Here is a 23,132-nt window from a genome sequence, read left to right as displayed (position 1 = left end):
AAGGATCTTGTGCGCGAGCACGTGTGCTGGATGAACGGCACCGAACTCGCACACAGCGCACATGACCGCACCCGCGTCGAGTAGCGTCTTGGCGGGGTGGAGTCGGGTTGCCTCGTCGAGAGGGGGAGGATGTCACCCATGTCGCGTCCGACAGCGATCAGTCCGGAAGAGCAGGAGCAGATCGCCCGCAGGATCGGGGTTCTGCTGTTACAGGGCGCTCCCGAGGACTGGCAGGAGATCACGGTGGAGTACCGCGCCACCGGTGAGTACCACGACCTGCTGGGTGAGGTCGCCGCTCAGGACGGCAGCTCCCACCCCTGGGAGCCGCCGACCGAACTGCAGGAGATCTTCGAGCGCCTGCGCGAAGGCATGTACCGGCCCGATGTGGGCACCTGGCTCAGCGCCCTCTACGTCGTGGAGCGCCCGTCGAGCTACCGCATCGATATCAACTTCGATTCCGAACCGCAGTGGCACCGCCCGCTGCCGCGCGCCGCGTACGTCGACGAGCTGCGTCGCTACCCGCGCGCCGAGGAGAACATCCCGGACTGGATGCGGGACCGCTTCGACGGCCCCGCGCAGTCCCCGCCCGCCGAACCACCGACCGCTGAGCCGGCGGTCGCCGAGGCACCGGTCGTGGACCCGATCGAGCCCGAGACCCCGCCGGCCGACGAACCCGCCGTCGCCGAAACGCCGATCCCGGAGCCGGGGATCACCGAGCCGGCCGACGGATTCCAGGTCGCCAACGTCTTCGACGACTACGACGAGCAGGGCCGCCCGGTCGTCGCCGAGCGCGAGCCGATCCCGACCGAAGAGGTCGGGGCGCTGCGCCAGTACCTGGAGAACGCCCCGATCGTGCTCGCCTCCCGCGAGGACGAGGAGGACCAGCTCGACCCGGAGCGCACCGCGTCCGTGCCGGGCACCTGGCACACCGACGGCACCTGGTTGTGGCCGGGCGCCATCGCCTTCTACCTGACGCAGTACGGGGTGCCGCCGGAAGCCGAGCTCGTCGAGCACATCCGCCGGCGCGCCTTCCAGCTGCCCGAGGTCGACGAGGCCACCCGCGACGCGGCCGTCAGCGAGCTGCTCGACCAGCCCGCCGACGACCTCGACGGTGAGCTCGACCGCGAGCCGCAGGACTACGCCGAGCCCGCGGACGAGCCGGAACCCGACTTCGACGACGAGGCCGACGAAGCGCTCGCCGAGCCCGAGCCGTCGGGCGGATCCCGGCACGTGCTCGACGAGACCGACGCACCCGACACCCAGGAAGTGCTTGCCAAGCTGCACGACCGGCTCACCGACCACCAGGTGGACGGCCGCGGCTACCGCATCGGCAGCCACAGCCCGGACGCCCGCTGCCTGCTGGAGGACGGGGCCGACTGGGTCGTCACCGCCGGCTCCGACGACGGCGAGGACGTCCGGTTCGCCCGCGTCGACCACGCCGCGGCGTACCTGCTGGGCAGCCTCCTGATGGACCGGCCCGCGCCGCCGCAGGTAGACGCGGCTGCGCCGCCGGCCGATCTGCCGGAGCGTGCCACGCCGGACTTGCCGCAGCGGTCGCCAGAAATCGCCGATCTGCCGCAGCGATCCGCGGCGGAAGTGCCCGACCTGCCACAGCGTTCGGCACCGGAGGTCGCCGATCTCCCGCAGCGCCCCGCAGAAGTGGCCGTCCTGCCGCAGCGGGCGGCGGCGGAGGTCGCCGATCTCCCGCAGCGCCCCGCAGAGGTGCCCGACCTGCCGCAGCGATCTGCGGCGGAAGTGCCCGACTTGCCGCAGCGGTCGGCGCCGGAACCGGATCACGGTGGGGCGAACCCGCTGTTCACCGCGAACCAGGACCCGGCGGGCGGACCGCAGGAACCGCCGCTGGACACCGCCGCGCAGGCGGGCGAAGAAGCCACCCGCTTCCAGCCCGCACCGCGCATGGACCGGCCCGCGCCGCCGCAGTCGGCGCCGGCGGCTCCGCCGGTCGGGCAGCCCGTGCAACCGCCGGTTGGCGGTCCGGGCGCACCGCCGCCGCTGCCGAAGCGCCAGCCGCGCCGGGAAAGCGGAGCGCCGGTGCCCCAGGCCGGACCCGCGCCGGGGCCGGTCGGCGGCGCGGAGCGGCGTCCTGGCCCCGGTGGGCCGGGCATGGCGGGGCCGCCCCGGCAGGGGCCGCCGCGTCCGCCGCAGGGCGGTCAGCCGGGTCAGCCGGGTCAGCCGCAAGGTGGTCAGCCCGGTGCACAGCCGCAGGGTGGTCAGCCGCAGGGTGGTCAGCCGCAGGGTGGTCAGCAGATCCAGCCGCTCAGCGGTGAGCCGCCGCTGACGCTGTACCGGGACCGCCGGATCGTGATGCTGCAGCCGGGCACCGAGCTGGACCGGTTCGGCGAGCCGAACGGCAACGTCACCTACGCGATCCGCACGCCGTACACGCACCGTTCGCTGCCGCCGCAGTGGTCGAACCGCTCGTACTTCGCGTACCGGGTGCAGCGGCCGATCCAGGCGCTGCGCGGCACTGCGGTGCCGTGGTTCGAACAGCCCGGCGGTGGCACGGCGTTCGTGCTTCCGACGACGATCGGCGACCTGCTCGCGGACGGCACCCTGGCCGAAATGCCGGCCAACGACCGCCCGCCCATGGAATAACCGATCCAGCTCAACGTGAAGGGCGCCTGCGACCGGCAACACCGGTCACAGGCGCCCTTCACGCATTCCGGACCGCCTCTTCTCCTCCGCCACAACAGGGATTCTCCTTGCCACGGCGGGCTCTTCACCTCAAGGCGCCTTGCTCGTCGGGTTCGATTGCGGCATTCGGCGACCTGAGCGAGCAGCACCTGCCAAGCGGCGAGGCAGAAGTCCCTTCCAGGTCAACGAATTCCGGCGAACTTCGCGCCATGCGCGCTGCACTGCCGGTCAGTCGACGCGGAGGCCGTGGGCTGCGGCGAACGCGAGTGCCGTCAGCGTGTCGATCCGGGCGCCCCAGAGCTTCGCCTGCACCAGGGCATCGGCATCGATCCGGGCGTCACGCAGGTCGGCATCGTCCAGCCTTGCACCGAGCATGCGCGCGCCGGTCAAGTCCGCCTCGCGGAGATCGCAGCGGCGCAGGTCGCATTCGACGAGATTGGCTTCCCGGAACCGGATTCCGCGCAGGTCCAAACCGCGCAGGTCCGCCTTGCCCATGCCGACCAGCGTCAGGTCCGTCTCGCGCAGCGTCCAGGCGCGCAGGCGGCAGTCCACGAAGCTCGAACCGAGCAGGCTGCATCCGTCCATGGTGGACTTTCCGAACACGGTGCGCTCGAACTTGCACGACCGGAACGCCGTCGCGACGTGCTTGGAACCGTTGAGATCGGTGCCGGTGAAGACGCAGTCGGAGAACACGCAGTTGCGGGTGCTCAGGCCCGTCAGGTCGGCGTCGGTGAAGTCGCAGCGCTCGAAGGTCCGGCCCTCCCACTGCTCGTCCGTCAGCACCGCGTCCTGGAAATCCTCGCCGACCAAACTCGTCATGGCTCTTAGAGTGGCACGTGACACCGACCCTCCTGGAGGCACCATGGGCGTGCGCCGAGTCGTACCCAACGTCCACGCCGACGACCTCTCGGCCACCCGGGATTTCTACGTCGACACCCTGGGCTTCCAGGTCGTCATGGACCTCGGCTGGATCGTCACCGTGAGCGCGCCCGACGATCCGCAGCGCCAGGTCAGCATCATGCGCGACGACGCCACGGCGCCTGCGCACCCGGACATCTCCGTCGAAGTCGACGACGTCGACGCGGCGCACGAGGAAGCCCTGCGGCGGGGTCACGAGATCGTGCACCCGCTGACCGACGAGCCGTGGGGCGTACGCCGCTTCTTCTGCCGCGACCCCAGCGGAACGGTGGTCAACATCCTGTCCCACCGGTGAGCATTAATAGCCGATCGTCGCGAACGAAATAACCCGTGGCGCCCCGCCGGGGGTTCTGCGAGCCTGCGCCGGGTGAATCCGATAGTGCTCGCACATGCAGACCTCGACTTCAACGCGCCGATGTCGGACGCCCGCGCCGAAGAACTCATCGCCGCGCTGGCACCGCTGGACTCCGCCGAGGTCGTCGATCTCGGCTGCGGATGGGCGGAACTGCTGCTGCGACTGCTCGAAGCGGAGCCGAACGCGACCGGCATCGGCATCGACACCACCGACGAAGAACTGTCCCGGGGCCGTCGCAACGCCGAAGCTCGCGGCGTGGCCGAGCGGGTGCGGTTGGTGCAAGGCGACGCCGGCAGCTGGGACGGAACCGCGGACGTGGCCATCTCGATCGGCAGCAGCCACGCGTGGGGCGGCACCCGGCAGGCGCTCGAAGCGATCCGGCCGCGACTGCGGCGCGGCGGCCGACTCCTCTTGGGCGAGGCCTTCCAGGACACCGCGTCGATGCGGAACGACCTCGACGTGGACCTGTCGCTGGCCGAACTGGTCGAGCTCACCGAAGAATGCGGATTCCGCATGCTGCGGCTGGCCACCGCCGGCACCGACGAGTGGGACAGCTTCGAATCCCGCTGGTGCGGCGCCTTGGAGAGGTGGCTGCTGGACAACCCCACCGCGGCCGGACGCGACGAAGTCCGCGCCCTGGCCGACGAGCACCGCACCAGGTGGCTGCGCGGATACCGCGGCCTGGTCGGCTTCGCCTACCTCGTGCTGACCCCGGGCGCGTGAGAGCTCAAGGCACGACGACGACCGGCCGGACCGCCTCGACCACCAGCGTCGCCGGCACGGTGCCGAGCAGGCCGCCGCGCCGGCGGGACCGGCCGACCACGATCAGATCCGCCCGGTACTGCTCGGCGACCTGCTCCAGGCCGACGGCCGGGTCGCCGCGGTGGTGCACGAAGTCCCAATCGATGTCCACCCACTTCAGGTGGGACACGACTTCCTTCTTCAGCTCCTCGACCAGGCTCTCGGCCGCCTCGCTGGCCACGGCTACGCCCATCGGCGACCAGTAGGCGACGCCGCCCACCGCCTCGACGTAGACCAGCACCAGGCGGGCACGCTCCCGCCTGGCCAGGCCGGCCGCCCACGCCGCGGCGTGGAAGCTCGCCGGGCTGCCGTCCATGCCCACGACGATGCCGCCCAGTCCGTCCTTGCCGATCTCGAATTCCCGCTCGGTCTTGTCGCCTTCGGCCACGCGGAGATGGTAGTGGGCGCGCGTCGAGCCGGTGGACGCATACGACACACTCGAAACGTGAACGGCGCGCATACCCCCTCCGACCTCGAACGTCGTGTGCTCGACGCAGTGGACGTGAACGGGATTCTGGACGACCTGCGAGAACTCGTCGCGATCCCCAGCGTCGGCGGCACCAGCGGCGAACACGACGCCCAGCAGTGGTGCGCCGACAGGCTCGGCTCGCTGGGGCACCAGGTGGACCACTGGCGCATCGACGTCCCTGCCCTCGCCGAGGAGCCCGGCTTTCCCGGGCAGGAAGCCGACCGCGACGTCGCCTACGGCTGCGTCGGCGTGCACGGGGACGGCCCGGAGCCCGCCCTGATCTTCTGCGGGCACACGGACGTCGTCCCACCCGGCGATCTCGACCGGTGGCCGAACCGCGACCCGTACGCACTGCGCGTCGCGGACGGCATCGCCGCCGGCCGGGGCACCTGCGACATGAAGGGCGGACTGGCCGCGATCTTCGGTGCGCTGCAAGCCCTGCGCACCGCCGGGATCCAGCTCGCCCAGCCGGTGGCCGTGCACACCGTCGTCGGCGAGGAGGACGGCGGCCTGGGGGCGTTCGCGACGCTCCAGCGAGGCCATCGCGGAGCCGCGTGCGTCCTGGCCGAGCCGAGCTCGGGCACGATCGTGGCCGCGAATGGCGGCTCCCTCACGTTCCGGCTCGAAGTCGCCGGTCAGAGCACCCACGGTTCCACCCGCTACCGCGGTGTGAGCGCGCTGGACAAGCTCGCCGCCCTGCTTCCGGTACTGCGCGAACTGGAGGCCCGCCGCAACGCCGCCCCCGACCCGCTGGTGGCGCACCTGGAAGTGCCGTACCCGCTGTCGATCGGCATGGCGAGGGCCGGCGACTGGGCCAGCACGGTGCCGGATCTCGCGATCGCCGAAGGCCGCTACGGCGTGCGGCTCGACGAGTCGATCCCCGCCGCCAAGGCCGAGTTCGAAGCCGCCATCGCGCAGACCTGCGCCGCCGACCCGTGGCTCTCGGAACACCCGGTGCGGGTGAGCTGGCCCGGCGGGATGTTCGCCAGCGGACGGCTGCCCGAAGGACACCGGCTCCTCGCCGAAACCCAGGACGCAGCGGCAGCAGCCGGAGCGCCCCGCCCAGCGGCGGTGGGTGCCCCGTACGGAACGGACCTGCGGCTTTACGCGGCCGCCGGAGTTCCGACGCTCCAGTACGGGCCCGGAGATATCCGCTACGCACACGCGCACGACGAGCACGTCGCGCTCGCAGAGCTGGAACGGGCCGCGCGCGCCTACGCCCTGCTGGCGATCCGCCGCTGCGGCATCGCCTGATCGCCCACCACGCCGCTCAGCGCACGATGGTCACGAACCCGGCGTCGGCTTCTTGAAGATCCCGAACACCGCCAGGTAGTTCTCGTCGCCGTGGCCCTCGGCGATCGTCGCCGTCTGCCGCGGCAGATCGGCGTGGACGCCCTGCTCCACGCAGGTCCGAGCGATGTGCTCGAGCACGTTCAGGTTCACCTCCATGGTGCCGAGGTCACCGGGGTGCCGAATTGCTGCCGTGCATGGTCAACGATGGGCAAACCCTGTCGCCGGCCTGTTCCGGCATGCTCCCGACCTGAACCGGGAACGTGAGCGCATCGACGAACCCGTGGCCAGCCTTCCTGGCCGCCCGCGACGCACTGGACACCATCATCGACGCCACGGTGTCGGCGGGCGTCGACGATCTGGATGCCCGCGACGCGGCCGGTGCCGCGAAGTTCAACGTCTCGTGACGTTTCTTCCCGCAGGACGCGGCGAACGGCGGGACCGAACGGGCCCGGACACGGCATGCCGGCACGCACGTCGTGCCCGGGCTCTTGGCGTTTCCAGCGTCCGCCGGTCAGATTGGGGAACAACACTCTGGGAGGGAGAAGTGTCCGTCCGCTGCCGGTCGGGCATGGTCGACGCCCCGGTTCGGTGGCCGCAGTCACCAGCGAGATGCGAGGCTCGCCGCGGCTAGTGGAAGTCACGCGAGGTCGAGGGGATGCGCACTTCCAGTTTCTGCAGCCGGTCAGCTCTCAAATTGATCACTCCTTCCGCTCGTTCGACGATTCCGCGCACCAGCAACGCGGCGCTGGTACGCCCGACTTTCCGGTAGCGCGCCCACAAACCCGGTGAACACATGACGTTGACCATGCCTGTCTCGTCCTCCAGGTTCAGGAACGTGATGCCGCCCGCCGTGGCCGGTCGCTGCCGGTGGGTCACCGCGCCGCCCACCAGCACCCGGGAACCGTGCTCCACTTCGGACAGTCGCTCCGCCGGGATCGCGCCCAACTCGTCCAATCTGGCTCGGACGAACTGCAGCGGGAAGCTGTCCGGGGACACCCCGGTAGCCCACACGTCCGCAGCGGCCACCTCCACGCCGTCCATCCCCGGCAGCGCCGGGGCCGCGGCCGACGCGGTGGTGCCCGGCAACCGATCCGGCCGATCACCGGCAGCGGCGGCGGCGTTCCACAGCGCCTCCCGCCGAGACAGGCCGAAGCAGCCGAACGCACCCGCCGTCGCCAGCGCCTCCATCTGCGCGGCAGTCAGCTGCGTTCGGCGCGCCACATCGGCCATGTCGACGTACGGGCCGTTCTCCGCGCGCTCCATGACTAATCGCTCGGCGGCGCTCTCGCCGAGCTTGCGCACGGAGGCCAACCCCAGGCGCACCGCTCGCTTGCCCGCGCTGTCGGCGTCCGGCTCCAAATCGGCCTGGGCGCGACTCGCGTTGACATCAGGCCCGCGCACCCGCACCCCATGCCGGCGGGCGTCGGCGACCAGCGACTGCGGCGAGTAGAAGCCCATCGGCTGGGCCTTGAGCAGCGCGGCGCAGAACACCGCCGGGTAGTAGTGCTTGAACCAAGCGCTGGCGAACACCAGCAGCGCGAAGCTCAGGGCATGGCTCTCCGGGAAGCCGTAGTTCGCGAAGGCCAGCATCCGCTGGTAGATCCGCTCGGCCAATTCCCCGGAAATGCCCTTGGCCGCCATCCCCTCGAACAACCGCCCCCGGAGCCGCTCCATCCGCTCCTCCGAACGCTTGGCCCCCATCGCCCGCCGCAGCTGGTCCGCCTCGGCCGCGGAGAAGCCCGCGACGTCGACCGCCAACTGCATCAACTGCTCCTGGAACAGCGGGACGCCGAGGGTCTTCTTCAAGGCGCCGGCCATCGACGGGTGCTCGAAGTCCCAGTCCTCCAAGCCGTTCCGTCGCCGGATGTACGGATGCACCGAACCGCCCTGGATCGGGCCCGGCCGGATCAGCGCCACCTCCACCACGAGGTCGTAGAACTCCCGCGGCTTCAGCCTCGGCAACGTGGCCAGCTGCGCGCGGCTCTCCACCTGGAACACTCCGACCGCGTCGGCCCGCCGCAGCATCTCGTACACCGCGTCGTCGTTCAGGTCGAGCTCGCCGAGGTCGACCTCGACCCCGTGGTGTTCGAGGGTCATGTCGATCGCGTAGTGCAGCGCCGAGAGCATGCCGAGCCCCAGCAGGTCGAACTTGACGAGGCCGACCTCCGCGCAGTCGTCCTTGTCCCACTGCAGGACCGTGCGGCCGGGCATCCTCGCCCACTCCACCGGGCAGACCTCACCGACCGGCCGGTGGCAGATCACCATCCCGCCGGAGTGGATGCCCAGGTGCCGGGGGAAGCCCAGCAGCTCGCCGGCCAGCTCCCGCACCGGCTCGGGAATCTCGGAGTCCTCCGGCAGCGGCCCCCAGTGCTCGATCTCCTTGCTCCAGGCGTCCTGCTGCCCGGGCGAGTAGCCGAGGGCCCGCGCGACGTCCCGCACCGCCGAGCGCGGTCGGTAGCTGATCACGTTCGCGACCTGCGCGGCGTGCATCCGGCCGTACTTGCGGTAGACGTACTGGATCACCTCCTCGCGGCGATCCGACTCGATGTCCAGGTCGATGTCGGGCGGCCCGTCCCGCTCCGGGGCCAGGAAGCGCTCGAAGAGCAGCTGGTAGCGGACCGGGTCGGCGTTGGTGATCCGCAGCGCGAAGCACACCGCCGAGTTCGCCGCCGACCCCCTCCCTTGGCACAGGATCCGCTGCTCCCGGCAGAACTCGACGATGTCGGACACCACCAGGAAGTAGCCGGGGAACTCCAGCTGCTCGATCAGCGCCAGCTCGTGCTCGATCTGCCGGTAGGCCGCGGGATCGTCCTGCGGCAGGCCGTACCGGTCGAGCGCGCCCCGGAGGACGAGTTCGCGCAGCCAGCTCGCCTCGGTGCGCCCCATCGGCACGTCGAACGGCGGCAGCTTCGGGGCCACCAGCTTCAGGTCGAAGGCGAACTCCCGGCCCAGCTCGGCGGCCCGCTGCACGGCCCCCGGGTAGCGGGCGAACAGCTCAGCCATCTCCGCGCCGGAACGCAGGTAGTTGCCCGCCCAGCCGGGCAGCCAGCCATCCATGTCGTCCAGGCTGCGGCGGGCCCGGATCGCCGCCACCACCGCGGCCAACCGGGCGCGGTCCGGCCGGGCGAGGTGCGCGCCGGTCGCGGCCACTGTGGACACTCCGGCTCGATCGGCGAGCCCGGCCAGCGCGTCGTTGCGCGCCGAGTCTGCGGGCAGCCCGTGGTCGGCCAGCTCCACCGTCACGTGGTCCTGCCCGAACAGCCCGATCAGCCGGTCCAACTCGGCGGCGGCCGCCGCCGGGCCGCTTTCGGCCAGTGCCGCCGGGACCGCGCCCTTGCGGCACCCGGTGAGCACCTGCCAACGCCCCGCCGCCGCGCCCGCGAGCTTCTCCAGGTCGTACACCGGACGGCCCTTCTCCTTGCCCTCCAAGTGCGCCTCGCTGATCGCCCGGCACAAGCTCGCGTAGCCGGCCGGATCGCGGGCCAGCACCAGCAGGTGGCGGCCTTCGGGGTCGGGAATCCCGTTCTGCGGCGCCGAAAGCCCCAGGCTCAGCTCGGCGCCGAACACGGTGCGCACCCCGTGCTCGGCCGCGGCTTCCGCGAAGCGGACCACCCCGTACAGCCCGTCGTGGTCGGTCAGCGCGATCGCCTCCAGCCCGAGCCGGGCCGCCTCCGCCGCCAGCTCCTCGGGATGGCCCGCACCGTCGAGGAAGCTGAAGTTGGAGTGCGCATGCAGCTCCGCATAGGGCACCGCCGCCACCGCGGCGACGGCGTCGGCCTCGTACCTGGCACGCCGCCGGGTCCACGCCGGGCTGTCGTTCCCGTCGCCGGGGTGCCGCTCGTCGCGCGGGCCGGACCCGTCGGCCGGAGGCAGTCGACCGGAGAGCGCTTTCTCCAGGTCCGACCAGGTCTGGGGAGGGTTGAACCAACTCATGAAATCCAGTGAACTCCTGTTCGATTCACCGCTGCCACCAAATAAGCCGCACTCCACTCGAACGAGTGTTCGCCGCTATCGATAGGCACCCTGCACCCACCACCGGCCCCCTTCGTGCACCAAGAGCAGCGCCACCTCGCCCACCTCGGCGTCGCCGTCCCCGGCCGGATCCGCCTCCGGTTCGAGCACGACCTGGACCCGCACCACCTCCCGCGCCGGCACCTGCGCCGCCGGTGCCGTCTGGCCGGCGCCGCCCGCCAGCAGCTCCGCCCACCAGCGCTCGGCCACCGGCCACGGCCCGGCCCAGCCGGACACCACCCGCGACCGCCCACCAGACACCTCCACGCGACACGGGGCGGCAGTGAGCCGATGCCGGTCGGTGACGCCCACCGGACGGTCCTCGTCGTCGAACACCGCCGCGGGCCACGGCGAATCCGGCACCACCGAGGGCGACGGCGACGGGATGCGCCCCGGCCACGGCCGGTCGGCGGGCAGCGCAGGACGGCGCTCGTCGCCCCACGGCACGAACCGCACCTGATCGCGCAGGTCCCGGCCGCCGCCGAGCACCCCGGTCAGGACCGCCTCCGGCCCGAGCAAGCCCTGCACCCGCGCGAACGCGCGCCCGGCGCGGGCGTCCGCCTCCCCGGTCGCGGCGTTGAGCAAGTCGAGCTGCAGACCACCCGCCCCGACCACTTCTTCCGGCCGCAGGCTCAGCACGCTCACCCCGGCTGTCGGGCGCTGCCGACCGCTGCGACCGTGCAGCCAGCCGTCGAGCTGCCAGCGCACCCGATCCGCAGTGGCCGCCGGCGTCAACGGCTCCGCGCAGCGCCAGACCCGGTGCAGCTCCTCGCCGTGCTCGGTGCGGGCCGAAATCCCCAGCCGGGTGCAGGCCAGCCCGAGTTCGCCCAGCCTGGCGTGCAGCCGGTCCGCCAGGACCTTGGCCGCGAACGCGGCCTCGTCCACCCGCTCCACCGGCGGGTCGAGCTCCTCGGACACCACCAGGTCCGGCGGCGGCTGGCGCCGCAGGACCGGCCGCTCTTCCCGACCGCCGGCCGCGCGGTGCACCAGCAACGCGGCCTGGCCGAACCGGGTGGACACGTCCGATGAGGACAGCGCCGCGAACTCGCCCAGCGTGCGAACCCCCAGCCGCCGCAACAGATCCACCAGCTCCGCCTGATCTGCGGCGCGCTGCCCGGGCAGCCGGTCGGTGAGCTGGTCGATCTCCTCGATCAGCAGCGGAGCGAGGAACTCCCGGCTTCGGCCCGGGGCCACGAGTTCGTTGCGCCGGGCCGCCAGGACCGCCGCGAACAGCCCGTCCGCGATGCCGATCTGGCACTCGACGCCGACCTGCGCGTCCAGCTGGTCCAGCACGCGCTCGGCGACGGCCTCCTCCGAACCGAAGTACCGGGCCGGCCCCCGTGCCGGGACCGCCACCAGGCCCGGACGCACGACCTCCACACCCGGCATCAACTCCTCGACCGCCGCCACCACCGGCTCGAACAACCGCGCGTCCCGGGCCGGATCGTGTTCGCACACAACAAGTTCCGGGCACCGGCCCTGCGCTTCGCGGCGGCGCATCCCACGACGCACCCCACTGCTGCGAGCAGTTTCGGAACAGGCCACCACCCGGTTCGCCGCGAACACCGCGGCGGGCACCAGCGGGCCGAGCTCGGCCGCACGGGAGGCGGCGACCACCGGCCAGTCCGGGCACCAGATGACGAGTCGACGAGGCGGCACCGCTCTCACCCCGCCACCGGGCGCAGCCGCGGCCGAGCGCTCTCGCCCGACTCGTCCGCGGGCACCCCGATCGCTCCGTCGCGCGCCGGGAGCAGCAGTCGGCACGAGCGCGGCCTGGATGCCGCTCCGCGCCCTCCCGCTCGCACCGTGACGGCACGTTCCCGCAGGTAACCATGGCCCTGTCCAAGTCCTCGCCAGTCGGCACCGACGCAGCGCAGCTGCACCTCGGCACCCGTCCACGGGCCGAACGGCAGCAGCACCGAGCCGCGGTTGCGCGCCCGCGCCGACAGTCGCCGGGCATCCGAGTCGGCCACCTGCCGGGTACCACCCACCGCCACCAGGTCGACCCCGTCGAGCAGCGCGGCGATCACGCCCACCGGGTCTCCGCCCGGCCGCGGCACCACCGCGAGCCTGGCGAGCTCCACGCCGGCTTCGGCCGCCGCCACCAAGCTGATTCCGGGCAGCCCCACCACCGCCGCCCACGATCCGTTCGCCGTCGCCTCGGACAGCAGCGCGAACAGCAGTGAGACCGATCCGTGCACCGCCACCGTGCTGCCACGGCGCAAACCTGGCCATGGCAGCACGGCGGCGAGCTCCGTCCGCGTGGGCAGCACCCGGCCCGCTCCCGGAATGCCGCCGGCCTCGACGGCCTGCACACCCACGGACACCCCGTCAGCCGTGGACGCGCCCAGCGCCGTCAAGGACGCCATCGCGGACATCGCTGCCTCCCCACATCGTGACCGCATGGATGCCCGACCCCGGCGCGGGCACCCATTCAGCCGCTGCGGGGAAGGCAGCGGTGGACCCGGCGCTGCGCCTGCACCCGAACACGGCGCCGGTTCCATCGGAGTAGCCGACCCCGACATCGGCCACTTCCGTTATCTCGAACCTCAGTTCGAACAAGTTAAGTAAACCCTGCACAGCGACCCGCGTCAAGGGCTTCTACCGGATCAGGTGAACATTTGTTCGATCATCTGATCTTGGCGGAAATGTCCGCTACAACTTGACTCATGACCGCGTTTCCAGCTCGCGGGAAAGCCGCCGTCCGAGCAGTTCCGGCGGCCGACCGAGCAGGCGGGCCAGCCCACGGTGAGCCCGCGAACGGCGAACGAACCCACCCGTAGCCACCGGCCTTGCGCCGACGGCTGCGGCACGCAGTCCGAGGAGGCAAGGACCATGCGCACGGACGAAACACGCGCCGATCACCGCCCGGCCGAGGCGACCGGCGAAACGAAAACGGTGCGGCCGACCGAAGTCGACCGCACCGTCCACAGTGCACCGGATTCAGTGCGCGAAGTGGCGCGTCCCGGTGAAGTACATCGGCACGCCGGCGGCCTCGGCCGCCGCGATGGTCTCCGCGTCCCGGACCGAGCCGCCGGGCTGCACGATCGCGCGAACCCCGGCGTCCAGCAGTACCTGCGGACCGTCCGCGAACGGGAAGAACGCGTCCGAGGCAGCCACCGAGCCCTTCGCCCGGTCGCCCGCCCGCGACACCGCGAGGCGCGCCGAGTCGACCCGGTTCACCTGGCCCATGCCGACGCCGACGGTCGCCCCGTCGTCGGCCAGCAGGATCGCGTTGGACTTCACCGCGCGGCAGGCGCGCCACGCGAACTTCAGGTCCGCCAGGGTCGCCTCGTCCACCGGCGAGCCGGCCGCCAGCGTCCAGTTCGCCGGGTCGTCGCCCTCGGCGTCGATCGCGTCGGAGCCCTGCACCAGCATGCCGCCGGAGATCGCCCGCATCTCGATCCGGCCGCTCTTGGGCGGCTGCGCGGTCAGGATCCGGATGTTCTTCTTCTTGCTCAGCACGTCCACGGCGCCATCGGCGTAGCCCGGCGCCACGATCACCTCGGTGAAGATCTCGGCGACCTGCTCGGCCATCGCCACCGACACCTCGCGGTTCGTCGCGATGACGCCGCCGTACGCGCTCACCGAGTCGCACTCGTGCGCCTTGCGGTGCGCCGCGGCGATGTCATCGGCCACCGCGATGCCGCACGGGTTGGCGTGCTTGATGATCGCCACGCACGGCTCGCTGTGATCGTGCGCAGCGCGCCAGGCCGAGTCGGCGTCGACGTAGTTGTTGTACGACATCTCCTTGCCGTGCAGCTGAGCCGCGGCCGCGAGCCCGGTCGCTTCGCCGCCGGAGACGTACAGCGCGGCGGGCTGGTGCGGGTTCTCGCCGTAGCGCAGCGCGGAGCGCCGCTCCCAGGTCTCCCCGATCCAGCCGGGGAACACGGAGTCGTCCCCGGTCGGCACCTTGCTCATCCAGGACGCCACGGCGACGTCGTACGACGCGGTGTGCCGGAACGCGGCCGCAGCCAGCTCGACCCGGTCGGCCAGCGTGAAGCCGCCCTCGCGGACCTGCTCCAGCACCCACTCGTAGCGGCTCGGGTCGACCACGACGGCGACGTTCGCGTGGTTCTTGGCGGACGCCCGCACCATCGCCGGCCCGCCGATGTCGATCTGCTCGATCACCTCGTCCGGCGCGGCGCCCGAGGCCACCGTCTGCACGAACGGGTACAGGTTCACGATCAGCAGGTCGAACGGCGCGATGTCCAGGTCGCGCAGCTGGTCCGCGTGCTCCTGGCGGCGCAGGTCGGCGAGCAGCCCGGCGTGCACCCGCGGGTGCAGGGTCTTGACCCGGCCGTCGAGCGCCTCCGGGAAACCGGTGAGCTCCTCGACCGGGGTGACGGGCACGCCCGCGGCGGCGATCGTGCGGGCCGTACCGCCGGTGGACACGATCTCCACGCCGGCGGCGTGCAGCCCGGTGGCCAGCTCCAGCAGGCCCGACTTGTCGGACACGCCGATCAGCGCGCGGCGAACTGCTCGCCGCTCCTGCGAGTTCGTGGTCACGGGATACTCACCTTCCGTCCCTGCACGGTCCAGCCGTGCAGTGCCAGCTGTTCCAGGGTGTCGACCAGCAGCCGCCGCTCGACGGCCTTGATCCGCTCGTGGAGGCTCGCCTCGTCGTCGTCGGGCCGCACCTCGACGGCCTCCTGCGCGAGGATCGGCCCGGTGTCCACGCCGGCATCCACCACGAACAGCGTGCAGCCGGTGACCCGGACTCCATACTCCAGCGCATCCCGCACCCCGTGCATGCCGGGGAACGACGGGAGCAGCGCGGGGTGGCTGTTGAGGTACCGGCCGGCGAAGCGAGCCAGGAAATCGGCGCCGACGAGTTTCATGAACCCGGCGGAGACCACCAGGTCCGGCTCGTACTCGGCGCAGGCCTCGGTCAGCGCGCGGTCCCACTCGGCGCGGTCGGCGTGGTCCTTGACCCGACGCACGAAGGTCGGCACCCCGGCGCGCTCGGCGCGGGCCAGTCCCTCGATGCCGTCGCGATCGGCGCCCACCGCGACCACCTGCACCGGGAAGTCCGGCGAACTGGTCGAGTCGAGCAGCGCTTGCAGCAGGGTTCCGGATCCGGACACCAGCACGACGACCCGTGCGGGGCCGGCGGTGGCGAACCGGGTTGACTTCGAGTGCTCGGCGGCGCTCGGCTGGTCGGGCGTACTCGGATTCAGCGTTCGCTCCTGACATGCCTCGGCACGATCTCCCGAAGCAGCGTAAGCGCTGATTGCGGCGCCGACGTCGCCAGGGCCCGGGCGAGTGGCGCAGCCCTCACCTCCGGTCGTCCCCGGTGAGGTCGCCGTCGAATTCGGTGGGGTCGATCTCGGCGGGCTTGCTCCGGGGCGGTTCGGACTCCGCGGCCTCGCGGGCGTGCGGAATCCCCGGAGCCAGGTCGTCCAGTTCCAGGGCCTCCGCCTCGGACGCGTTGTCGTCCGCCGGGGCGTCGCCGTCGACATCGGTGGTGTCGTCAGCGCCGGTGACGGTGTCGTCGGCGGCGTCCGAAGCGGAGGCATCAGACGGATCGCCGGTTGCGTCGTCCTTCGGGGTCGCCTCGTCCGCGGAGTCGGCGCCGGCCGCGGGCGAGCCCGTGGCCCCCTCGGCATCCGCCTCGAGCTCGTCGTCGAGGTCCGGCCCGGCCAGCCACGTGACGGCGGCGGCTGGGATGGCGATCCAGCACAACGTCGCTGCGGCCAGTGCGACCGGCCGCAGCGTCACCTGGCCGAACGGACCATTGCCCAGATCGCCCCCGGCAACGTGCGCGAGCAGCAGCGTTCCCATCGCCGCGACCGCTGCCGCCACGCCGACCGCGAGCAGCCTGCGCGCCAGGGACCCGGGCACCCGGCGCGCGGCGGTCCCGACGAGGAGGCCGACGACCAGAGGCAACCCCAACACGATCGCCCACCAGGCCGCCGAATCGTGCGTCGGCAGGACGGCGAGCAGCGGCAGGTCCGGCACCGGACCCGGCGCGACGTGCAGTGGCTGAATCTCGAGCCGGCCGATCGACAGGCCCGTTCCGGCGGCGAAGGACCAGCCCGCCATGACTGCATTCGGGAGGTAGAGCAGCGACAACAGCGTGGCGCCGATCGCGTCGCCGGCCGTGCTCTCGAGCCGAGCGAGGGCGGCGACCATCTCCGGAGCCGACAGGCAGATCCCGGCCAGCAGCACCACGCCACCGGCAGCGACGAGCGCGGCCAGCGCCAGCAGGCCGAGGCGCAGGCCCGACCAGACCTCGGCCTCGACCCGTTCCCAAACCAGGTAGATCAACCCGCACCGGTTCGCCACACCTGCCGCAGAGGCGATCGTGGCTACCAGCCCGCAGCTCAGGAACGCATCCACCGGGACCGCGTTCACCGGACCGTCCAGCACCACGGCGATGGCGGTGCCGACGAAGGCGTGCACCAGCCCCATCGCCGTGATCAACGGCCATGCCTGATCCGGACGGCGCAGTCGGGACCGCCGCGCGACCCAGGCGGATGCGGCGGCGATCAGCAGCATCACCAGCGCGGTGGGCAGCAGCGGCAGAACGCTCAGCGGCGCGTCCGTGATCTTCAGCGCGGTCTGGTGCAGCGCGAGCCACCCTGGCAGGGCCGCCACCAGGACCACGACCGGGTCGAACTGCGCGCTGCCCGCGGTCGCCATCACCAGCGCTATCAGTCCTGCGGCGACCAGGTAACCGGCGAGCAGGACGGCGCCGACGGCCACGGCGAGCAACCACCAGCGGATCCCGTGCCGGCGTTCGCGGGGACCGTCGGCGATGGCGTGGGGGATCGAGTCGAGCACTGACACGCAGCCGAATGTCGCACCGAAGTTACGCCGAACGGGTCACAACACGCCGTTGCTTCCGCCCATCGTGCGACAGCATTCGTCCACATTGGACATAGCCGGTGCGGTGAGTCACCACCCGGAGCTCCGTGCCGAAAGCGCTCTTCCGATTCCGCGGTAGCCCCTGCGAACACCGCGCGGGCGGCCTCACCACCAGCACAAACCGGTGACAAGGCCGCCCGCGCGACGAGCGGATCGAACTGATCAGAAGCTGGGCGGATTGGAGCCGGGGTGCGGCATCTGCTGAGTGCCCTGCGGACCGGAACCCTGGCTCGGCTGCGCCGGCTGGCCGGACGGGTTCGACGTCGGCGCGGATTGGCCGGACTGCGGCGGCTGGCTCGGCTGACCGGACGGGCTCGACTGCGGCGCGGACGGGCTCGACTGCGCCGGCTGACCCGACGGTCCGGGCTGACCAGGCTGGTTCGGGGACTGGAAGCCGCCGGAGGCGGGTTCCCAGCTGCCGGACTGCTGGGACTGCGGGCCGGCCGCCGGGCTCCAGCCGCCACTCGGCTGACCGAACTGGCCGGGCTGGTTCCACGCCGGCGCACCGGGTCCACCGGGACCACCGGGCCCGCTGGGACCACCAGGCCCACCCGGACCACCAGGCCCACCGGGGCCGCCAGGGCCACCGGGACCGGCCGGGCCGCCGGGCTTGCCCGACTGGAACGGGGCGGACTGGCCGAAGGGCGGCTTCGGGGGCTGCGCGGGCTTCGACGGCGCGTTGATGATGCCGCCCTCCATCAGCAGGATGCCGGCCACAGCACCCAGCTGGACGATGGACAGCAGCAGAAGCACCACGACGATTCCGCCGGAGCCACCGCCGACCAAGTCCTGGAGCAGGCTGAGGGTCGCGTAGGCGGACAGCGGTGCGGCCGCGAACAGCGCGTTCGGCGTCTTCGGCACGAACCGCAGACCCGCCAGCGCGGCGGAGACGATCAGGGAGAACCCGACGAGGCTGCCGATCGCCACGCCGGCGACGCCGTCGAAGAAACCGATCAGGTAGCCGATCAGACCGGCGCCTGCCGCCACCAAGGCCAGGATCTCGTTGAGACCGAGCGAAACGCCGGGGCGTCCCGGGGTGGCCGGCGGCGGCGACTGGGGGAAGGGCGCGGACATGGCTGGACGGACTCCTCGCTTCAACACTCGGGGGGGCGGAGCTTGCTGACGGTATCGAATCAACCGGCTTCGGTGTACCGGAAGACCGCCGAACCGGGACTTCCCTGCGGGCTCCGGCGAAGCGCTCGCGATTCCGTCGGCCCCGCACAAAAGCATGCAGACAGCCACCGGGGCCGGACGCCCGAAGGCGTCCGGCCCCGAAAAGGACGTGTCGAGATCGGGCTCAGCCCTTGACGATCTCGCGCATCAGCTTGGCGGTCTCGCTCGGCGTCTTGCCGACCTTGACCCCAGCGGCCTCCAGGGCCTCCTTCTTCGCCGCGGCGGTGCCGGACGAACCGGAGACGATGGCGCCCGCGTGGCCCATGGTCTTGCCCTCCGGCGCGGTGAAACCGGCCACGTAGCCCACCACCGGCTTGGTGATGTTGGCCTTGATGTAGTCGGCCGCCCGCTCCTCGGCGTCCCCACCGATCTCGCCGATCATGACGATCGCCTCGGTCTCCGGGTCGTCCTCGAAGGCCTGCAGCGCGTCGATGTGGGTGGTGCCGATGATCGGGTCACCACCGATGCCGACGGCGCTGGAGAAACCGATGTCCCGCAGCTCGTACATCATCTGGTAGGTCAGCGTGCCCGACTTGGACACCAGACCGATCTTGCCCGGGCCGGTGATGTCGGCCGGGATGATGCCGGCGTTGGACTTGCCGGGCGAGATGATGCCCGGGCAGTTCGGCCCGATGATGCGGGTCTTGTTGCCCGTGGCGTTGGCGTGCGCCCAGAAGTAGGCCGAGTCGTGCACCGGGATGCCCTCGGTGATGACCACGGCCAGGTCGATCTCGGCGTCGATGGCCTCGATCACGGCGTCCTTGGCGAACTTCGGCGGCACGAAGACGACCGACACGTCGGCGCCGGTCTCCTTCATGGCCTCCTTGACGGTGCCGAAGACCGTGAGCTGCTTGCCCTCGATCTCGACGGTCTGCCCGGCCTTGCGGGCGTTCACGCCGCCGACGATGTTGGTGCCGGAGCGCAGCATCCGAGCGGTGTGCTTGGTTCCTTCAGAGCCGGTGATGCCCTGAACGATGACCTTGCTGTTCTCGTTGAGGAAGATAGCCATGGCCTCATGCCCCCGCAGCCAGCTCGGCGGCCTTGTCGGCCGCACCGTCCATGGTGTCCACCATCGTCACGACCGGGTGGTTGGCCTCGGCCAGGATGCGGCGACCCTCTTCGACGTTGTTGCCGTCGAGCCGGACGACCAGCGGCTTGGTGGCCTCGTCGCCCAGGATCTTCAGCGCCTGCACGATGCCGTTGGCAACCGCGTCGCAGGCGGTGATTCCGCCGAAGACGTTGACGAACACCGACTTCACGGCCGGGTCACCGAGGATGACGTCCAGGCCGGCAGCCATGACCTCGGCGGAGGCGCCGCCGCCGATGTCCAGGAAGTTCGCCGGCTTCACACTGCTGTGCTTCTCGCCGGCGTAGGCGACCACGTCGAGGGTGGACATGACCAGCCCGGCACCGTTACCGATGATGCCGACCTCGCCGTCCAGCTTGACGTAGTTGAGGCCCTTCTCCTTGGCCTTGGCCTCGAGCGGGTTCTCCGCTTCCTTGTCCACCAGCTCGGCCTGCTTGGCCTGGCGGAACGCGGCGTTCTCGTCGAGGGTGACCTTGCCGTCCAGCGCGATGATCTTGCCCTGCGGGTCCTTGACCAGCGGGTTGACCTCGACCAGCGTGGCGTCTTCGGCGACGAAGGTCTCCCACAGCTGGACGATCACGTCGGCGACCTGGTCGGCGACCTCGGCCGGGAACTTGGCGGCGGTGACGATCTCCCGCGCCTTGTCCTGGTCGACGCCCTCGATCGGGTCGATCGCGATCTTCGCCAGCGCCTCGGGCTTGGTCGCCGCGACCTCTTCGATCTCCATGCCGCCCTCGACGGAGGCCATCGCGAGGAAGTTGCGGTTGGCGCGGTCGAGGAGGAACGAGAAGTAGTACTCGTCGGCGATGTCGGAGGCGGTGGTGACCAGCACCTTGCGGGTGATGTGGCCCTTGATGTCCAGGCCGAGGATCGCCCCGGCCTTGGTCTCGGCCTCATCCGGGTTCTCGGCCAGCTTGACGCCACCGGCCTTACCGCGGCCCCCGGTCTTGACCTGGGCCTTGATCACAACGGGCCCGCCCAGTTCTGCGGCGGCTGCCTTGGCCCCTTGCGGATCGGTTGCCACGGCGCCGGGCAGCGTCGGCACTCCGTGGGAGGCGAAGAGCTCCTTCGCCTGGTACTCGTACAGGTCCACTCGACTCTCCTGCGACGTCGGTGTCGGACTCGGTGACGATATCGACCTGCGAGGACGCATGGGGCGGCGCACCCGGTGAACTGCCTCACCTGAGGTTGGGCATTAGGCCTGGTCGAACCGTCCAGCACGGGGATTGGCCTGCTCCGCAGGCTCGATATCGACGTTCGTGGTGACGAACGGAACAGCGCACCGTGACGGTGTGCCAGGCATTGTCGACCGCGCCGCGGGCGCCGGCAAGGCGGCTGATCGAGTGATCCGCCCGCGGCGAACGGCTCAACACCTACGCCTCCACGACCGCGGCGTTTCCCCTGAGCACACGAACCGTGCGAATTCCGCACGGTGGCGCACACGACCTCGTCACGCCAGCGATGGACTGGTTGGCGCGGCGCGAACGGCCTGTTCGCGCCGATAGATGAGGTGAATAGGCCGTTCGCCTCATCCACCCGGAGCCAGCGTGCACTGCCGGGGTGGGCGGCTCCGGGACGAACGGGGCGTTCACTCCCGCCGCGCGACGCGGGCCACAGCTCCGGCGACCATCTCCGGGGCCCATACCTGCGGGAACTCCGCCCCGGGGCCGCTGGGCATGATCAGGAAGCGTTCCTTACTACTGTCGATCGCCAGGCACCCGGGCGGCCGCGATCGACGTTCCGAGCAGCACCACCACGCAGGCCGCCCCGAACCACAGACCCAGGCCGGGCTCCGAGCCCGGGAGCCGTTCCGCGGTCAGCGGGAACTCAAGCACCCGGACCGCCACGACGAGCGCCGCCGCGCAGAGCAGCGCCGCAGCGCGAGGCGGTCGGCACATCGGCGCCAGCACCGCCGCTCCGACCACGGCGGCAAGCGCGACCACCAGTCCCCAGGACGTCGTCCCGAAGGCGGTGAACACACCGGGCGCCGTGTAGTCCGGGGCTGTGAGCACCGGGAAGCTGAACGCACCGGCCCCGAGCAGCAGCGCGAGGAGCGACGGAACCAGCACCATGCGGTGCATCGCCATTTCCGTCAGATCCACGTCGTCGCGTTCGACCGCACCGGCGATGGCCGCGACGATCGCCGCGGACGCGGCGAACAAGACCGCGACCCCGGCCGCCCAGGCTCCGATCCCGGCGCTTGCGTCCGCTGCCTGCACGGCGGTGAAGACCGCGTCGAGCACTCCGGCCGCCGCGAACGGAATCACCACCCAGACCACCGTCAGCATCGGGCGCAGCCATCCGGCGAGGCGCGGCAGCAGCAGTCCGATGCCCAGCGCCACCAGCAAGAAGCCGGCGGGCCACAGCAGCCGCGCCGGGTACGGCGACGGGTCGCGCAGCCCGAAGGGCATCTCCACCTGCGGCGCGGCCGCCGCCAGCAGCGCCAGCGCACCGGCGATCAGGGCGAGCACGGCCGAGGTGGTGATCAATCGGGTCAGCGCGGGCAGGCGGAGATCGTCGGTCGACTCTCCGGAATCGGCGCGCCCGGCGGGCACAGCCAGCACTACCAACGAGATCACCGCGGCCGCGACGAGCACCGGACCCCAAGCCAGCTGGACCTGGTCGAGCACCGCCGCGGACACCAGCGGCGGCACGGCCACGCAGGCCAGCGCCGCAGCCATCCCGAGCAGCCCGCCGCGGGCGAACTCCGGGTCGGTGGAACCCGCCAGGAATCCGGCGGTGCTCGGCGCGGCGACGGCGAGCAGGATGCCGCCGATCAGCAGCACCACCGGCCCGTCCAGCGCCGGGTGCGGCAACAGGTACGGGTCCTCGGAGGCGAACGGCGCCATCAGAACGCCGACGGCCGCGATCACGCCGGCGCACAGCACGAGCGTGAGCAGGCCTTGCCGGTGCGAACCGGCGCCCTCATCACCGTGACCGATGCCCCGAACTGCGAGAACACCTGCGGCGATCGCCGCGACATGCCCGGCGAGGAGCAACCAGACACCGGCCGAAGGGGCGAGGACGTCGAGGGTTTCCACCCGGAGCAGCTCGGGCCGGGCGGCCAGACCGGGGTCGGCGACGAACTGCAGATCCAGCACCAAGCGGCCGGGCGCGAGCGCCGCCGGGCCGACGAGCACGGCCGCCGCCGTTCCGGGTCGCCCACGCTTGGCGAAGGCGAAGGCCAACGCGGGGGCGAGCAGGGAGAGCGCCAGCAAAAGGGGCCATGCCAGGAATGCCGCCGAGGCGCCGGGCTCGACGAGCCCGAGCAATGGACCGAGGCCGACGAGCAGAGCACCGGCGGCGGCCACCACGATCGCGACCCGCAGTCGCATCGGTATATCGAGATCGGGCTGCGGATTCGCGGCGAGAGCCGAGGAACCGCCGGACGGATGGTCGGGCCGCGCAGTCACCGCGCAGACGCTAGCAACCCCGGACGGCGGCGGCACCCACCGGTCACACGCTCAGGGACATCCCCTAGGACCGACTGAACGGAGCAC

Annotated in this window: 18 protein-coding genes; 5 read left to right on the top strand and 13 right to left on the bottom strand. The window is 71.6% G+C overall.

Annotation, left to right across the window (positions count from 1 at the left end; all coding sequences use genetic code 11):
- The first annotated feature begins 138 nt into the window (after nt 1-138).
- The gene (locus tag ACWEV3_RS29275) at nt 139-2,616 is read left to right on the top strand and encodes a glycohydrolase toxin TNT-related protein (RefSeq protein ID WP_452616961.1); all 2,478 of its coding nucleotides are present in this window, start codon (nt 139-141) and stop codon (nt 2,614-2,616) included.
- Nucleotides 2,617-2,883: 267 nt separating this feature from the next.
- Here ACWEV3_RS29275 and ACWEV3_RS29270 read toward each other — a convergent pair whose 3' ends face one another.
- On the bottom strand, nt 2,884-3,474 hold the full coding sequence (locus tag ACWEV3_RS29270) for a pentapeptide repeat-containing protein (protein ID WP_452616960.1): 591 nt from the start codon (nt 3,472-3,474) through the stop codon (nt 2,884-2,886).
- 43 nt (nt 3,475-3,517) lie between these two features.
- Between ACWEV3_RS29270 and ACWEV3_RS29265 the strand changes: the two genes are divergently transcribed.
- Both ACWEV3_RS29265 and ACWEV3_RS29260 read left to right on the top strand, forming a co-directional pair.
- On the top strand, nt 3,518-3,868 hold the full coding sequence (locus ACWEV3_RS29265) for a VOC family protein (RefSeq protein WP_452616959.1): 351 nt from the start codon (nt 3,518-3,520) through the stop codon (nt 3,866-3,868).
- An 84-nt stretch (nt 3,869-3,952) separates the two neighbouring features.
- Nucleotides 3,953-4,651: an SAM-dependent methyltransferase gene (locus ACWEV3_RS29260; protein WP_452616958.1), complete on the top strand. Its 699-nt coding sequence runs from the start codon at nt 3,953-3,955 to the stop codon at nt 4,649-4,651.
- 4 nt (nt 4,652-4,655) lie between these two features.
- On the opposite strand, the gene ACWEV3_RS29255 is transcribed toward ACWEV3_RS29260, so the two are convergent.
- Entirely contained in the window at nt 4,656-5,117 is a 462-nt protein-coding gene (locus tag ACWEV3_RS29255) for a universal stress protein (protein WP_029536194.1), read from the bottom strand.
- Nucleotides 5,118-5,174: 57 nt separating this feature from the next.
- Here ACWEV3_RS29255 and ACWEV3_RS29250 point away from each other — a divergent pair, with 57 nt between their 5' ends.
- Nucleotides 5,175-6,452 carry an ArgE/DapE family deacylase gene (locus tag ACWEV3_RS29250; protein WP_452616957.1) on the top strand — a complete coding sequence of 426 codons (1,278 nt, stop codon included), beginning with the start codon at nt 5,175-5,177 and terminating at the stop codon, nt 6,450-6,452.
- Between the two features lie 30 nt (nt 6,453-6,482).
- On the opposite strand, the gene ACWEV3_RS29245 is transcribed toward ACWEV3_RS29250, so the two are convergent.
- Complete coding sequence (locus ACWEV3_RS29245) at nt 6,483-6,674, bottom strand: imine reductase family protein (RefSeq protein ID WP_452617041.1); 192 nt, start codon at nt 6,672-6,674, stop codon at nt 6,483-6,485.
- Nucleotides 6,675-6,751: 77 nt separating this feature from the next.
- Here ACWEV3_RS29245 and ACWEV3_RS29240 point away from each other — a divergent pair, with 77 nt between their 5' ends.
- A complete protein-coding gene (locus ACWEV3_RS29240) occupies nt 6,752-6,895 on the top strand; it encodes a hypothetical protein (RefSeq protein WP_452616956.1) in 144 nt (47 codons plus the stop codon).
- 223 nt (nt 6,896-7,118) lie between these two features.
- On the opposite strand, the gene ACWEV3_RS29235 is transcribed toward ACWEV3_RS29240, so the two are convergent.
- The 10 genes from ACWEV3_RS29235 to ACWEV3_RS29190 form a co-directional block, all read right to left on the bottom strand.
- Nucleotides 7,119-10,424 (bottom strand): error-prone DNA polymerase, encoded by a 3,306-nt coding sequence (locus ACWEV3_RS29235; protein WP_452616955.1) that lies wholly within the window; start codon nt 10,422-10,424, stop codon nt 7,119-7,121.
- A 75-nt stretch (nt 10,425-10,499) separates the two neighbouring features.
- Nucleotides 10,500-12,170, bottom strand: coding sequence for a DNA polymerase Y family protein (locus ACWEV3_RS29230; protein ID WP_452616954.1), 1,671 nt, complete (start codon nt 12,168-12,170; stop codon nt 10,500-10,502).
- Nucleotides 12,167-12,880, bottom strand: a complete 714-nt coding sequence (locus ACWEV3_RS29225) for a hypothetical protein (RefSeq protein ID WP_452616953.1) — start codon at nt 12,878-12,880, stop codon at nt 12,167-12,169. The genes ACWEV3_RS29230 and ACWEV3_RS29225 overlap by 4 nt, the downstream gene beginning before the upstream one ends.
- A gap of 565 nt (nt 12,881-13,445) precedes the next feature.
- Nucleotides 13,446-15,011, bottom strand: a complete 1,566-nt coding sequence (gene purH / locus ACWEV3_RS29220; protein WP_452616952.1) for a bifunctional phosphoribosylaminoimidazolecarboxamide formyltransferase/IMP cyclohydrolase — start codon at nt 15,009-15,011, stop codon at nt 13,446-13,448.
- On the bottom strand, nt 15,008-15,589 hold the full coding sequence (gene purN / locus ACWEV3_RS29215) for a phosphoribosylglycinamide formyltransferase (RefSeq protein WP_452616951.1): 582 nt from the start codon (nt 15,587-15,589) through the stop codon (nt 15,008-15,010). Before purN ends, purH begins: the two co-directional genes overlap by 4 nt.
- Before the next feature lie 190 nt (nt 15,590-15,779).
- Nucleotides 15,780-17,294 (bottom strand): cell division protein PerM, encoded by a 1,515-nt coding sequence (locus ACWEV3_RS29210; protein ID WP_452616950.1) that lies wholly within the window; start codon nt 17,292-17,294, stop codon nt 15,780-15,782.
- 240 nt (nt 17,295-17,534) lie between these two features.
- The gene (locus tag ACWEV3_RS29205; RefSeq protein WP_452616949.1) at nt 17,535-18,446 is read right to left on the bottom strand and encodes a DUF5336 domain-containing protein; all 912 of its coding nucleotides are present in this window, start codon (nt 18,444-18,446) and stop codon (nt 17,535-17,537) included.
- Nucleotides 18,447-18,669: 223 nt separating this feature from the next.
- Nucleotides 18,670-19,554, bottom strand: a complete 885-nt coding sequence (sucD, locus tag ACWEV3_RS29200) for a succinate--CoA ligase subunit alpha (protein ID WP_452616948.1) — start codon at nt 19,552-19,554, stop codon at nt 18,670-18,672.
- A 4-nt stretch (nt 19,555-19,558) separates the two neighbouring features.
- A complete protein-coding gene (gene sucC, locus ACWEV3_RS29195) occupies nt 19,559-20,725 on the bottom strand; it encodes an ADP-forming succinate--CoA ligase subunit beta (protein WP_452616947.1) in 1,167 nt (388 codons plus the stop codon).
- A 604-nt stretch (nt 20,726-21,329) separates the two neighbouring features.
- Complete coding sequence (locus ACWEV3_RS29190) at nt 21,330-22,967, bottom strand: hypothetical protein (RefSeq protein ID WP_452616946.1); 1,638 nt, start codon at nt 22,965-22,967, stop codon at nt 21,330-21,332.
- Nucleotides 22,968-23,132: the final 165 nt, after the last annotated feature.

The sequence above is a fragment of the Saccharopolyspora sp. NPDC003752 genome, assembly GCF_053605825.1.
The sequence above is the reverse complement of the archived record's forward strand: the minus strand, read 5'-3'. Positions and strand labels throughout refer to the sequence as shown.